Source organism: Pseudomonas azerbaijanorientalis, assembly GCF_019139795.1.
In the GTDB taxonomy this organism is placed as follows: Bacteria; Pseudomonadota; Gammaproteobacteria; order Pseudomonadales; family Pseudomonadaceae; genus Aquipseudomonas; species Aquipseudomonas laurylsulfatiphila.
This window is the reverse complement of the sequence record NZ_CP077078.1, coordinates 3,651,180-3,664,327: the sequence shown is the minus strand read 5'-3', so window position 1 is coordinate 3,664,327 and position 13,148 is coordinate 3,651,180. Positions and strand designations below refer to the sequence as shown.

At 62.9% G+C, this 13,148-nt stretch carries 11 protein-coding genes; 5 read left to right on the top strand and 6 right to left on the bottom strand.

Annotated elements, in window-relative coordinates; genetic code table 11:
* Nucleotides 1–62: 62 nt before the first annotated feature.
* On the bottom strand, nt 63–959 hold the full coding sequence (locus tag KSS91_RS16215) for a DMT family transporter (RefSeq protein ID WP_217835390.1): 897 nt from the start codon (nt 957–959) through the stop codon (nt 63–65).
* Nucleotides 960–1,048: 89 nt separating this feature from the next.
* On the opposite strand from KSS91_RS16215, the gene KSS91_RS16210 reads away from it, so the two are divergent.
* Both KSS91_RS16210 and KSS91_RS16205 read left to right on the top strand, forming a co-directional pair.
* The gene (locus tag KSS91_RS16210; protein WP_217835389.1) at nt 1,049–2,380 is read left to right on the top strand and encodes an aminotransferase-like domain-containing protein; all 1,332 of its coding nucleotides are present in this window, start codon (nt 1,049–1,051) and stop codon (nt 2,378–2,380) included.
* 86 nt (nt 2,381–2,466) lie between these two features.
* Complete coding sequence (locus KSS91_RS16205) at nt 2,467–3,054, top strand: LysE family translocator (RefSeq protein ID WP_217835388.1); 588 nt, start codon at nt 2,467–2,469, stop codon at nt 3,052–3,054.
* A gap of 208 nt (nt 3,055–3,262) precedes the next feature.
* On the opposite strand, the gene KSS91_RS16200 is transcribed toward KSS91_RS16205, so the two are convergent.
* From KSS91_RS16200 to KSS91_RS16180, 5 genes are all read right to left on the bottom strand, one after another.
* Nucleotides 3,263–4,096, bottom strand: coding sequence for an AraC family transcriptional regulator (locus KSS91_RS16200; protein WP_217835387.1), 834 nt, complete (start codon nt 4,094–4,096; stop codon nt 3,263–3,265).
* Nucleotides 4,097–4,129: 33 nt separating this feature from the next.
* Nucleotides 4,130–4,633 carry a VOC family protein gene (locus tag KSS91_RS16195; protein WP_217835386.1) on the bottom strand — a complete coding sequence of 168 codons (504 nt, stop codon included), beginning with the start codon at nt 4,631–4,633 and terminating at the stop codon, nt 4,130–4,132.
* Between the two features lie 103 nt (nt 4,634–4,736).
* The gene (locus KSS91_RS16190; RefSeq protein ID WP_217835385.1) at nt 4,737–7,226 is read right to left on the bottom strand and encodes a TonB-dependent siderophore receptor; all 2,490 of its coding nucleotides are present in this window, start codon (nt 7,224–7,226) and stop codon (nt 4,737–4,739) included.
* Between the two features lie 99 nt (nt 7,227–7,325).
* A complete protein-coding gene (locus tag KSS91_RS16185; protein WP_217835384.1) occupies nt 7,326–8,309 on the bottom strand; it encodes a FecR domain-containing protein in 984 nt (327 codons plus the stop codon).
* Complete coding sequence (locus tag KSS91_RS16180; protein ID WP_041474885.1) at nt 8,306–8,830, bottom strand: sigma-70 family RNA polymerase sigma factor; 525 nt, start codon at nt 8,828–8,830, stop codon at nt 8,306–8,308. Before KSS91_RS16180 ends, KSS91_RS16185 begins: the two co-directional genes overlap by 4 nt.
* 359 nt (nt 8,831–9,189) lie before the next feature.
* On the opposite strand from KSS91_RS16180, the gene KSS91_RS16175 reads away from it, so the two are divergent.
* The 3 genes from KSS91_RS16175 (at nt 9,190) to KSS91_RS16165 (ending at nt 13,147) form a co-directional block, all read left to right on the top strand.
* Nucleotides 9,190–10,344 (top strand): NnrS family protein, encoded by a 1,155-nt coding sequence (locus KSS91_RS16175; protein WP_217835383.1) that lies wholly within the window; start codon nt 9,190–9,192, stop codon nt 10,342–10,344.
* A 171-nt stretch (nt 10,345–10,515) separates the two neighbouring features.
* Complete coding sequence (locus KSS91_RS16170) at nt 10,516–10,971, top strand: (2Fe-2S)-binding protein (RefSeq protein WP_015095385.1); 456 nt, start codon at nt 10,516–10,518, stop codon at nt 10,969–10,971.
* Nucleotides 10,972–10,978: 7 nt separating this feature from the next.
* Nucleotides 10,979–13,147 carry a xanthine dehydrogenase family protein molybdopterin-binding subunit gene (locus KSS91_RS16165; protein WP_217835382.1) on the top strand — a complete coding sequence of 723 codons (2,169 nt, stop codon included), beginning with the start codon at nt 10,979–10,981 and terminating at the stop codon, nt 13,145–13,147.
* Nucleotide 13,148: the final 1 nt, after the last annotated feature.

Sequence of the window (13,148 nt, the reverse complement as noted above, 5' to 3'; positions counted from 1 at the left end):
TTATCACAGCCCGGCGGTGGTCAGACCCATACAGTGATGGGCGTAAACCACCGTATCAGGGTTCATTTGGCGAACTTTTTTGCCCCGGCGACGCACAGGATCACCGCGACGGTCACACCCAGCATGCCGAGGCTGACCTGTTCATGCAGCAGGGTCGCCGCCAGGGTCAGCCCGAAAAACGGCTGCAGCAACTGCAATTGTCCAACGGCGGCGATGCCCCCTTGGGCCAGGCCGCGATACCAGAACACGAAACCGATCAGCATGCTGAACAGCGAGACGTACGCCAGGCTGAACCAGGCTGGCGTGCTGATGCCGCTGAACGAAGCCGGCATGCGCATCCAGCTGAGCAGCGCCACGACCGGCAGCGACAGCACCAGCGCCCAGGAAATCACCTGCCAGCCACCGAGGGTGCGCGACAGCTTCGCGCCTTCGGCATAACCCAGGCCACAGGCAAGGATCGCCAGCAGCATCAGGATGTCGCCCTGCGGGGAGGCGCTCAGCCCCTGGGACAGGGCAAAGCCGACCACCAACAGGCTGCCCAGCACCGAGAAAATCCAGAACGCCGCCCGTGGTCGCTCGCCGCCGCGCAGCACGCCAAACACCGCCGTCGCCAGGGGCAACAGGCCGACAAAGACGATGGAGTGCGCGGACGTCACGTATTGCAGCGCCAGGGCTGTCAGCAGGGGGAAGCCGATGACCACGCCAAGGGCGACTATGATCAGCGGGACCAGTTGCTGGCGCGCCGGGCGTTTTTCCTTGAATAACCCCAGCAGGCACAGCGCCAGGATCGCCGCGATGGTCGCCCGCGCGACCGTCAGGAACACCGGATCGAATTCCAGCACCGCCACCCTGGTCGCCGGCAGTGAGCCGCTGAAGATCACCACGCCGATCAGTCCGTTGATCCAGCCGCTGGTGGTGTTTTCCAGCGTCCGGTGTTGCAGGTTCGAAGTCCGTTCCATTTGGCTCACGCTCATTGTCTGATTGCACGAAACCCATCGTATGAGCGAGTATCGATACAATCAAAAAATTGTCATGGATACATCTCGACATGCCTCGATCCCGTTATAAAACGCTGGTGGATGCCTTTGCCGCCGACATCCGTTCCGGGTGTTTGCCTCCGGGCACGCGCCTGCCGACGCACCGGCAACTGGCAACCGAGCACGGTCTGGCGCTGGTCACCGCCAGCCGGGTCTATGCCGAGCTGGAGGGCATGGGCCTGGTCAGTGGCGAAACCGGTCGCGGGACCTTTGTCAGGGAGACCTCGCTGCCGCCGGGGCAGGGCATTTCGCAGCACGTGGTGGCGGCGGGGATGATTGACCTCAATTTCAACTACCCGTCATTGCCCGGTCAGGCCGATCTGCTGCGCCATGCCTTGCGTCAACTGGCGTTGTCCGGTGACCTGGAGGCGCTCCTGCGTTACCAGCCCCACGCCGGGCGCTTGCATGAGCGGGCCTCGGTCGCCCGTCATCTGGCCGAGCGCGGGCTGAACGTGCCGGCCGAGCAGGTGTTGATCGTCAGTGGTGCCCAGCATGGCCTGGCGGTGACGCTGATGACGCTGCTCAAACCCGGCGATGTCATCGCCGCTGATGCGCTGACCTATCCCGGTTTCAAGACGCTGGCCGAAACCCTGCATCTGGAAGTCTTGCCCATTCCGGTCACGGATACCGGGCCTGATCTGCCGGCCCTGGCAAGACTCTGCCGCAGCCGATCGGTGCGCGCCGTTTATTCGATGCCGACCCTGCATAACCCGCTGGGCTGGGTGATGGACGCCGATCAGCGCGAGCAACTGGTGGCGATAGCGCGCCAGCACGACCTGACGATCATCGAGGACGCCGCCTACGCGTTCCTGGCCGAAAACGTACCGCCACCGCTGGCCGAGCTGGCGCCGGAAAGAACGGTGTACGTGTCCGGTCTGTCGAAGAATATCGCCACCGGCTTGCGCGTCGGCTTTATCGCCGCACCGGCGCAATGGATCGCCGCCTTCGAACGCACCATCATGGCGACCACCTGGAACACCCCCGGCGTGATGACCGCCATCGCCACGGCCTGGCTCGACGATGGCACCGTCCTCCAGCTGGAAGCGCAAAAACGTGCGGACGCCCGGGCCAGGCAAGCCTTGGCCCGCGAGACGTTGGCGGGGCTCAGGACCATCAGTCACCCGAGTTCCTACTTCATCTGGTTGCCGTTGGCGGAAGACGCCCGGGCCGACCAGATCGCCATGGCGCTGATGCGCGAGCAAGTGTCGGTGTCGCCGGCCGAACCCTTTGCGACTTCAACCCATGTGCCCCACGCGATACGCCTGGCGTTGGGCTCGGTGGACATGGACTCGCTGCGCATTGCCCTGACCAAGGTAAAAAACGTCGTCGGCTATTACTCATAGCGCTGCAGGGCAGTTTTGTTCAATACGCGAGCCGCTCGGCTCTTTACCTTGAGGGCCTTGTTCAACTCGATGGAAGAAGGTGTGCAATGAGTCTGATGATGTCCATGGCGGCGTTTGCGCTGGTCGCGTCCATCACCCCGGGGCCGGTCAATATTGTGGCGTTGAGCGCTGGCGCGCGGTTTGGTTTCCGGGCCAGCCAGCGTCACGTGGCCGGGGCCACGCTGGGGTTTGTCCTGTTGTTGGTTCTGATGGGGCTGGGCCTGCATGAATTGTTGCAACAGTGGCCGGCGTTGACCCAGGGAGTGCAATGGGCCGGCGTAGCCTTTCTGTTGTACATGGCCTTCAAGCTGGCGGCCGACAATGGGCAGGTACAAGCCAGTGAATCGGCGCAGGCCCCGTCGATGCTGTATGGCGCGATCATGCAATGGCTCAACCCCAAGGCCTGGCTGGCCTGCGTGGCCGGCATGGGCGCGTTTGTCGCCGATGGCGAGGCGCGTCTGGTCTGGCAGTTTGCCGCGATTTATCTGGTGATCTGCTATGTGTCGGTCGGTTGCTGGGCTTATGCCGGGACGTTTTTGCGCGGTTTCCTGAAAAACCCGGCGGGGATGCGGTTGTTCAATCGGGTGATGGCGGCGTTGTTGGTGGTGAGTGCGGTGTATCTGGTGTTGCCGTAGCTGCAACCAACACAGGTTTTGTGGCAAGAAAGTACTTTGTGGCGAGGGGGCTCGCCCCCGTTCGGCGGCGTAGCCGTCGTAAATCCTGCATGCAGAGTATGTCTGAAAGAGCGCCGAGGGCCGCTTCGCGGCCCAACGGGGGCAAGCCCCCTCGCCACAGGGGAGAGTCAGGTTCAAGAGCATCTTTGCCAAGAGGTATTGTGCTGCCTCACCCCCGATACTGCCCCGGTGTCGCCGCCAGATGCTGTTTGAACGCCCGTTGAAAATGCGCCTGATCGGCAAACCCCGCTTGCAGTGCCACGTCCGCGATCAGCTTGCCGCTGCGCAGTTGATCCTGGGCGAACTGGATGCGCCGGTTCACCAGGAACGCGTGGGGCGTCATGCCGTAATGCTGTTTGAAGGCGCGGATCAGATAGGACGGCGACAGTTGCGCGGCCTCGCAAATGTCTTCGAGCCTGAGGGTTTGCGTGCAGTGGTCGCGGATGTAATCGGCGGCACGCTCGAGCTTGAAATTGGGTTCGCGCAGCGGTTGATCGACCGGGTTGAGTCGTAGCTGAACGTCAGTGAAAAACTCCACGGCCACGCTGTGCTTGCGCAGGACATCCTGCTGCGGGTCGACCAGCACTTCATACAAGTCGACGAGGCCGGCAAACAGGTTGGCATCGCGCGTATGGGTCGCTGAAAAACGGCGAAACGCCGCGTCATCGCTGAACCCGAGCTGGCGCTGCAAATCCGTCAGCCACGGCGTATCGACGTACAGCATCAGGTACGACCAGGGTTGGTCTTCGATCGGGTTGCAGGCGTGGACGTCGCCGGGGTTCATCAGCACCACCGTGCCGGCGCTGACCTCGAAGGCTGACTGCTCATGGAGATAGGTGCTGCGCCCGGCGGTGATCGCTCCGATGGAAAAGTGTTCGTGGGCGTGTCGGGTGTAGCAGACCTCGCGCCCGTCGGCGATGGCGCGGGCTTCGATGAAGGGCAGGGCGTCATCGCGCCAGAAGCGCGGGGCCTTGTCGGCGTTCTTGGCATCGGCGTGCTTCATGCTTTCTCCTCGGCAGGTCAGTGCCGGAGTGTATTAGCTCTCGCCGTCAAAGGCTCGTTGCAGTGTGGCGATATCGAGTTTTTTCATTTGCATCATCGCCTGCATGGCCCGTTGGGATTTTTTCGTGTCGGGGTCTTTGAGCATGTCCATCATCGCGACGGGGACGATCTGCCACGACAGCCCGAACTTGTCTTTCAGCCAGCCACATTGCTGGGCCTCGGGTGCTCCGCTGGCCGACAGGTTGCCCCAGTAATGGTCGACTTCTTCCTGGTTCAGGCAATTGACCTGAAACGAAACCGCCTCAGTGAACGTGAACAAGGGGCCGCCGTTGAGGCCGGTGAAACTCTGGCCGTCGAGCTCGAAGCTGACGGTCATGACCGAGCCTTCGGGCCGGCCGTGGAACTCGAAACCGGCGTGGCCGTAATGGGTGACGGCGGTGATTTTCGAGTGGTCGAAGATCGAGCAATAGAACTTCGCCGCTGCTTCGGCCTGATCGTCGAACCACAGGCAGGGCGTGAGTTTTTGTACGCGTTGCATGGCGGGCACTCCTCGGCAGGTTATGCATGCAGGAATACAGCGTAGCCAGCCTGAGTGGGGGCGGCAGTACCGTAGATCGCCAAACAGCCGTTTCAGGGTGCGATCAGAACGCCCACCGGGTGGTCAGTTGCACGGTGCGCGGTTCGCCATAAAACCCGGTGCCGAAGTTGCCCAGCCCGGTGTAGTAGGTTTTGTCGAACAGGTTCTTCACGTTCAGCGTAGTGCTCAGGTGCTCGTTGAAGTGATAGCGCGCCATCGCGTCCACCAGGGCGTAGCCGGGTTGGGTGATCGTCGTGTACTGACCGAAGTTCACCGTATCGGCGGGGTCGGGACGGAACACCTTGCCGAAGAATTCGCTTTGCCAGTTCAGGCCGGCGCCGATGGTGAGCCCGTCCCACGAGCCTGGCAGGCGGTAGGTGCTGAAGACCCGCACCAGCTGTTCCGGTGCCGTAGTTTGCAGCACCGAACCGTAGACGTAATCACCCTGGGCATCGCGGGTGTGGTTGTAGGTGTAGCCGGCCGACAGGTTCCAGCCGTCACGCAACTCGCCGGCCAGTTCGAACTCGAAGCCTTGGGTGGTGGCGCCCTGGACAGCGCGGTACACCGACTCGGTATCGATGCCTCTGACATGTTCGGCGATGTTGTCCTGTTCGATGCGGTACAGGGCGAAGCTGGCGTTCAGGCGCCCGCCAAAGTATTCGGCCTTGATGCCCGCTTCAAGACTTTTGCCCTGTACCGGATCGAGCAGTTGCCGGTTGGCATCCTTGCTCATTTGCGGCTGATAGATGCTGGTGTAGCTGGTGTACACCGACCAGGTGTCGTCGAGATCATAGACAAGCCCGGCGTAAGGCGTGACGACACTGCTCTGGCGATAGCTGTCGCGCAGGTCGGCGCTGTGCGGGTCACTGTAGTCCAGGTCGTCGTGTGCGCTGAAGTTGCTGACACGTGCGCCGAGGATCAGCGCCAGGTCGTCGAGGGGTTTGAGCCGGGCGGCCAGGTAGGCACCGGTCTGGCGCTGGACGATGTCGTCGGTGCCCACCCGCGGGATCTCGGGTTTGGCAAACTCGCCGCGCCAGTCGAAGATGCTGCCGTCCACCGGCGGATACACCGAGCCGTACACCGGGATGTCCTGGCGGGTGTTCATCGACATGAACCCGACGATCAGGTCGTGCTCGCGACCTGCCAGGGTGAACGGTCCGCTCAGGTTGACGTCGACGTTGTCCTGCACCTGGTCGCCCTTGAACTTGCCCATGTACATGAACATGCCGTCACCGCTGACCGGGTCCGGGTTGCCGCCACTGGCGGAGGCGAGGAAGGTATCGTGCTGGCGGTGCTTGCGGTCGTAACTGACCTTGAGTGCCCAGTCGTTGGCCAGTTGTTGCTGCACGTTGGCGAACAGCGTCTGGTTGGTGAAATCGCGACGGCTCCAGTCGGTGGCCGGGTTGAAGGAACGGGAGAAATCGGTGCGCGAGCCGTCGCTGTAGTACATCGGGAAACCGGTCCAGCTGGCGCCTCGGGAGCGGGTGTCTTGCTGGTCGATACCGAGGGTGACGAGGGTGTCCGGGGTCAAGTCGGCCTCGACAATGCCGTAGGCGATGTCCCTGGAGTTGCGGTAGTGATCGACGGAGGCGCTGCGGTCCTGATAGACCCCGACCAGGCGCCCGCGGACATTGGCGCTGGCGCTCAGCGGGCCGGAAATGTCGCCTTCGCTGCGATAGGTGTCCCAGGAGCCGACGGTGCCGCTGACCGAGGCTTTGAATGCCGGGGTCGGGCGCTTGCGAATCAGATTGACGCTTGCTGACGGATCACCCGCCCCGGTCATCAGGCCGGTCGCGCCCTTGATGATTTCGACGCGGTCATAGGGGGCCATGTCGGTGCTCGTGGTGCCGTAGTCGTAGACACCGTCGTAGTCGGTATTGACGCCGTCGTACTGGAAGTTGGTGATTGGCAGGCCACGGCTGGAAAACTCCCAGCGCTCGCTGTCGTAGTTTTGCACGCTGATACCGGGCGCGCGGCGCAGGGCGTCGACGATGCTGGTGGCGCCCTGGTCGTCCATGAGTTGGCGGCTGATGATCGTGACCGATTGCGGCGTCTCGCGCAGGGACAGCGGCAGGCCGGTGGCTGAAGACGTCGAGCCGACGGTGTAGGAGTGGGAGTCTTCGCTGATGGTCCCGGGTGCCTGCCCCGAAATGTTGGTCGCCCCCAGTTCCAGCGCTTCGGGTGCCATAGGGGCGGCGTGCAACACATAACCGCCGTTCCCCAGGCGTTGCGCTTGCAGGCCGCTGCCTTGCAGCAGTTGTTGCACAGCTTGCTGCTGGCTGTAGACACCGTTGAGGCCTGGGCTGCGTTTGCCCGCAGCGAGTTCATTGTGTCCGGCGAGAAAAATCCCGGCCTGTTCGGCAAAGCGGTTGAGAACGCTCACCAGCGATCCGCCGGCGATTGCGTAATGGTGTGTCTGGTTGCCGGGTTGTTCGCTCTCGACCAGAGGGGCGGCTTGACTGCGCGACACGTCCAGGCCCGGCAGGACAACCGCCAGCGCCAGCACCAGCGGATGCAAGGCGAAGCGCTGGCGGGTAAGGGTGGCGCGCGGCATGGAGTTCCCGGGGGGCGGATCAATCTGCATTCGTAGTGCTTGAAGGATTAACCGAGCGAAAAAGGCAAAAGGGAACCGACGCGCCGGAAAAAAACCTCATCAGGTATTTGGGCCTACGTTGACCCACCACTGCAGCGGTTTCTGCACCCGGACCGGCAATGCCGCTTCCAGCAGGCGCAAGGCCTGATCGGTGTCCTTGAGCGGGAAGGCACCCATGACCGGCAGCCCGGCTACCGCCGGGTCACATCCCAGATGTCCGGGACGATAGTGACTCAGTTCTTCGAGCAACTGCCCCAGCGGCAGGTTGTCCGCCAGTAACAGGCCGCGGCGCCAGGCTTCGCGGCCGGCCGACGCAGCGGTCGGTGTCGGTGTGTGGTCTTGTGTAAAGCACAGCTGCTGTCCGGCCTTGACCACCTGCATCTGACCCTGGGTGGTGCGGACTTCAACTGCGCCTTCGTAGACATTCAACAGTGTTTGCCGGTCTTCCTGACGCACGCTGAAACGCGTGCCCAGCGCACGCAGGCAGCCCTCGACGGTTTGCACCAGCAGCGGGCGGCTGGTGTCGCTGGCGGTGTCGATCAACACCTCTCCGGCCTGCAACAGCAATAACCGTTTTGCGGTGTCGAAACGTACATCCAGTGCACTGAGGGCGTTGAGCCAGATCTGGCTGCCATCGCTGAGCCGGGCTTCCCGGGTTTCACCGGTGCCGGTGGAGAGGTCGGCGGTCCATCGGGCCACGGACAGCGGCAGGGCACTTTGCCGCCATGCGCTCCAGCCGAGCCAACTGCCCGACACCAGCACCAGCAGGCTTTTGACCGTCTGGCGGCGGCTGATGGAAGCGCGGCCGCTGTTGCGTAACACGTGGCCGGCCGCTTGTTGATGAGTGTCCTGTAGCGCGGCAAAGCGCTGGCTCACACGCTCGACATAGTGCCACGCGGCCTGGTGCTCGCCGCTTTGCGCCAACCAGGCTTGCCAATGCTCGCGTTCCTGTTCGCTGGCGTGGTGATCGTTGAGTTGCACGTACCAGCTGGCCGCCTGTTCGAGGCTGGCGTGGCTGATGGCGTTTCTGGCGGCGCGGGTCATTGAATCAGCAGACCGTCGAGTTCGGCTTCGAGCATTGCGCAATGCATCAGCGCCTGGGCCAGGTACTTTTTCACCATGCGCTCGCTCACGCCGATTTCTTCGGCAATGTTTCGGTAGGGCAGCCCATGCACCTGCGCCAGAACGAACGCATCACGCACCCGCTGGGGCAAGCGCTGCAGCATGGCATCCACTTCGTACAGGGTTTCGACGATGATCGCCCGCTGCTCCGGCGAAGGCTGGACGGCCTGGGGCTGCGCGGCCAGGGTCTCGAGCCAGGCCTGTTCCAGCTGGCGACGACGCCAGTGGTCAATGCACAGGCCTCGGGCGATGGTCGCCAGATAAGAGCGTTCGTGGGTTTCCCCGTCAAACACCTGCGGACGCTTGAGCACCCGAATGAAGGTGTCATGGGCCAGGTCGGCGGCATCGAACGCATTGTTCAAGCGTCGGCGCAGCAACTCGTGCAACCAGTGGTGGTGGCTGGCGTAGAGGTTCTGGACGCAGGAGGAGTCGGCAACCGTCATCGTGAGCACATGTCCATGGGCGATCCGCACGCTTATGCAAATAAGAATTGATCGCGATTAAAACAAAAGGCCTATGACTGTGCAAATGATATTGGTTTGCTTTTATCAGGTTCGGCCCGGGCTCGAATGAGCTTGCAGTCGTTATGACTCTTGTGTGTGTCATAAGGACTATTTTTGCATGAGTCATATTGACTGCGACTTTCTGAGGTCATTGATTTACCGGGAGATATCTCATTGGCACGAAACATGATGCAGAAGAGGTACAACTGAACGCCTTCAGGAAAACGCAAAATGTCCGACTTCTCCAGCAAACTTCAGAGATATCGCCAGAGCCCAAGCCTGCTCCAGGTGGTGGCTTGATGCGTAAGCTTGGCGCTGCAGCGCTTTTCAGTGTTGGTTTTCGGCCGTTCTTTCTGGCCGGGGCCGGGTTCGCCAGCTTCGCCGTGGCGGTCTGGGCAATGTGGCTGTACGGCCGTTTACCCCAAGCGCAACCCGTGGGCGGCATGCTGGCCTGGCATCGACATGAAATGCCCTTCGGATTTGCCGCCGCCATCATCGCCGGGTTCCTCCTGACCGCGGTGCCGAACTGGACAGGTCGACCGGGGCTCAAGGGCTGGCCGCTGATCGGCCTGGTGCTGGTATGGCTGCTGGCGCGGCTGGCCTGGTGGCTGCCGATGCCTGCATCCTTGCTGCTGGCCTTGCAGGTGCCTTTTCTGCCGCTGCTGGCGTGGGCGTTGGGGCGCGACCTGGTGGCTGCGGGCAAGCGCGAGAATTATCCGATTCTGCTGATGGTGTCGCTGCTGGCCGGGTTTCAGGCGTTGACGTTGTTGGGTTTTGTCGTTGATGACGGCAACCTGCAACGACATGGCGTGCTGGCCGCCCTGTGGCTGGTCGGTGCGCTGATGAGTGTGATTGGCGGGCGGGTGATTCCGTTCTTTATCCAGCGCGGCTTGAACCGTCCGGCAACGGCTGCGGCCCATCCGTTGCCGGGCAAAGTGCTGCTGGTCAGCGCCATGCTGGCAGCGCTGTCCTTTGCCGCCGGTTTGAATGACGTCCCCCGTGTGTGGCTGGCGCCGCTGTTTGCGTTGATCAGCGGTTTGCATCTGCTGCGCCTGTGGCGCTGGCATGACCGCGGCCTGTGGCGCGTGCCGCTGCTTTGGTCGCTGTACCTGGCTTACGCCTGGCTCGCCGTGGCGACACTGACCATGGCGCTGTGGCACCTGGGCTGGCTGGCGCAACAAAGCCTGGCCACCCATTCGCTGGCCGTCGGCGGTATCGGCGGGTTGATTCTGGCGATGATCGCGCGGGTCAGCCTGGGGCATACCGGGCGTTTGCTGAAGCCGTCCGGGGCGGTCGTTGCAGGGTTTGCCCTGGTGTTGTTGGCGGGGGCGTGCCGGGTAGGGCTGGTGCCTTTTTCCAGTCTTGGATTGGCGCTGTCGGCGCTGCTGTGGTGTAGCGCTTTTGCGGTTTTTGTCTGGCGCTACACCGGGATCTTATTGGGGCCAAGGCTCTAGTGAAGGGTTCCAGGGCCGTCCATCGAGGCGGCCTTTGCATGACCGGTGGTCGATGCGCAATGGTCTGGCGGCAAATCTGCGCTTAGCTGAAGGGATACCCGAGGCGCGCGCAGGTTGTACAAGGCTGCAGCGACGCCCCTTCAGATCACCGTGAGTCTGAGGAGTCGCGCCATGCTCACCCTGAACATCAATGGCCAGGATCAGGAGCTGGATGTCCCCGCCGACATGCCGTTGCTCTGGGTCTTGCGCGATGTCGCCCACCTTACCGGCACCAAGTTCGGTTGCGGCATGGCCCAATGTGGAGCCTGCACAGTGCACGTCGATGGCGCGCCGCTACGCTCCTGCATCACACCGGCTACTGCCGTCGCCCATGGACAAAAGATTCTCACCATCGAAGGCCTGTCGGCGGACGGCTCGCATCCGGTGCAAAAGGCCTGGGCGGAACTCGACGTGGTTCAGTGCGGTTACTGCCAGTCCGGGCAGATCATGTCGGCGGCGGCGTTGCTGGCGAAAATTCCCAAACCGACCGACAGCGACATCGATCAGGCGCTGTCCGGCAACATCTGCCGCTGCGGCACTTACCCGCGGATTCGCGCGGCGGTCAAGCGCGCCGCCGAGCTGGGTTGAGGTGGCCATGAACAGCATCAACGGGTTATCGCGCCGTGGTTTTCTCAAGGGCAGTGCTGTGCTGGGCGGAGGGCTGGTGGTGGCGTTTGTCATGCCCGGCGCCCATCGGTTCGCCATGGGCGCGGAGAATCAGGGCAACGTGTTTGCCCCCAACGCTTTCCTGCGTATTGGCAATGACAACAGCGTCACCGTGTTGCTCGGCCATTCGGAAATGGGCCAGGGCATCTGGACCGGCCTGACCATGCTGATTGCCGAAGAACTGGACGCCGACTGGTCGAAGATCCGCGTCGAGCATTCCCCGGCATCGGCCGCCGATTACGGCATGCCCGGGTTTGGCGGGATGCAGATCACCGGCGGCTCGACCTCGACCTGGATGGAATTCGATCGCTATCGTCTGGCCGGCGCGGCGGCGCGCTTGATGTTGATCGACGCCGCGGCCAAGCGTTTCAACGTTGCTCCCTCCGAAATTCATACAGAGTCGGGCGTGGTGGTTGCCGGTGAGCATCGCGCCACCTACGGCGAGTTGGCCGATGACGCCGGACAGCTGCCACCGCCGGACCCCGCCTCGATCAAACTCAAGGACGCGAAAGACTGGCGGCTGATCGGTAAACCCACAAAACGTCTGGACACACCGGAGAAAATCACCGGCCGGGCGAAATTCGGTATGGACGTGCAGTTCGAGGGGCTGATGACGGCCATGGTCGCCCGTTCGCCCACCTTCGGCGGCAGCGTCAAATCCTTTGAAGGCGCCGAGGCGCTGGCGATTCCCGGCGTGCACAAAGTGCTGCAAGTGCCGACGGGCATTGCGGTGATTGCCGATCATTATTGGGCGGCGAAGCTGGGCCGCGATGCGCTGAAAGTCGAGTGGAACCCGGGGCCGAACGCGGGGCTCAATAGCCAGGCGCTGCTGGAAAGCTTCCGCAAGCTCGCCGCCACCCCTGGGCTGAACGCCGGTCAGGCGGGCGATACCCAGGCTGCGCTGGCGAAAGCGGCCAAGACCATCGACGCCGAATACAGTGTGCCTTATCTGGCCCACGCGCCGATGGAACCGCTCAACTGCACCGTGAGCATCAGCAAGGACAAGTGCGAAATCTGGACCGGCACCCAGTTCCAGACCCTGGACCAAATAGTCGCCGGGCAAATCACCGGGCTCAAACCCGAGCAGGTCGAGATCCATACCGAGTTTCTCGGCGGCGGCTTCGGGCGCCGGGCCAATCCGACCTCGGACTTCGTCAGCGAAGCGGTGCATGTCGCCAAGACCGCCGGTGTGCCGGTGAAAACCGTATGGGCGCGGGAGGACGACATCCGCGGCGGCTATTACCGTTCGGCGTTCCTGCACCATGCGCGTATCGGGCTGGGCGCTGACGGCCTGCCGCTGGCCTGGAAGCACGTGATGGTCGGGCAGTCGATCATGGCCGGGACCTCGCTTGAAGCGAGCATGGTCAAGGACGGGATCGACAAGACCTCGGTCGAAGGCGTGGCCGACAGCCCCTACATCGGAGGGCTGGCCAATCACCAGATCGAACTGCACTCGCCACAAACCGGGATCAGCGTGTTGTGGCTGCGTTCGGTGGGGCACACCCACACCGCGTTTGTCATGGAGTCGCTGATCGATGAGCTGGCGACGGCGGCGGGCAAGGATCCGGTGGAGTACCGGCGCACCTTGCTCAAGGACCATCCGCGCCACCTCGGTGTATTGAACCTGGCGGTGGAGAAGGCCAACTGGACGGCGTCGCTGCCCGATGGCCATGCCCTGGGGGTGGCGGTGCATGAATCCTTCGGCAGTTACGTGGCCCAGGTGGCCGAGGTGTCCCAGGACAATCTCGCCATCCGCGTGCACCGCGTGGTGTGTGCGGTGGACTGCGGCATTGCGGTCAACCCGCAGAGCATCGCCGCGCAGATGGAGTCGTGCATCACCTTTGGCCTGAGCTTCGCCTTGCACAGCAAGCTGACGCTCAAGGACGGGCAGGTGGTGCAGTCCAACTATCACGACTATCAGGTGCTGCGGCTCAACGAAATGCCGGTGGTCGAAGTGTATATCGTGCCCAGCAGCAACAAACCCGGCGGTATCGGCGAAGCCGGTGTGCCACCCACGGCGCCGGCTGTGGCCAACGCGGTGTTTGCCCTGACCGGGCAGCGTCTGCGCGAGCTGCCCTTGCAACTGTCGGGGGTGTGAG

Excerpts from the sequence above, each read along its gene's own strand:
- KSS91_RS16190 (WP_217835385.1), bottom strand. The coding sequence starts at position 7,226 with ATGCCGCGCGCCACCCTTACCCGCCAGCGCTTCGCCTTGCATCCGCTG.
- KSS91_RS16185 (WP_217835384.1), bottom strand. The coding sequence starts at position 8,309 with ATGACCCGCGCCGCCAGAAACGCCATCAGCCACGCCAGCCTCGAACAG.
- KSS91_RS16200 (WP_217835387.1), bottom strand. The coding sequence starts at position 4,096 with ATGAAGCACGCCGATGCCAAGAACGCCGACAAGGCCCCGCGCTTCTGG.
- KSS91_RS16180 (WP_041474885.1), bottom strand. The coding sequence starts at position 8,830 with ATGACGGTTGCCGACTCCTCCTGCGTCCAGAACCTCTACGCCAGCCAC.
- KSS91_RS16205 (WP_217835388.1), top strand. The coding sequence starts at position 2,467 with ATGAGTCTGATGATGTCCATGGCGGCGTTTGCGCTGGTCGCGTCCATC.
- KSS91_RS16215 (WP_217835390.1), bottom strand. The coding sequence starts at position 959 with ATGGAACGGACTTCGAACCTGCAACACCGGACGCTGGAAAACACCACC.
- KSS91_RS16175 (WP_217835383.1), top strand. The coding sequence starts at position 9,190 with ATGCGTAAGCTTGGCGCTGCAGCGCTTTTCAGTGTTGGTTTTCGGCCG.
- KSS91_RS16210 (WP_217835389.1), top strand. The coding sequence starts at position 1,049 with ATGCCTCGATCCCGTTATAAAACGCTGGTGGATGCCTTTGCCGCCGAC.
- KSS91_RS16170 (WP_015095385.1), top strand. The coding sequence starts at position 10,516 with ATGCTCACCCTGAACATCAATGGCCAGGATCAGGAGCTGGATGTCCCC.
- KSS91_RS16165 (WP_217835382.1), top strand. The coding sequence starts at position 10,979 with ATGAACAGCATCAACGGGTTATCGCGCCGTGGTTTTCTCAAGGGCAGT.
- KSS91_RS16195 (WP_217835386.1), bottom strand. The coding sequence starts at position 4,633 with ATGCAACGCGTACAAAAACTCACGCCCTGCCTGTGGTTCGACGATCAG.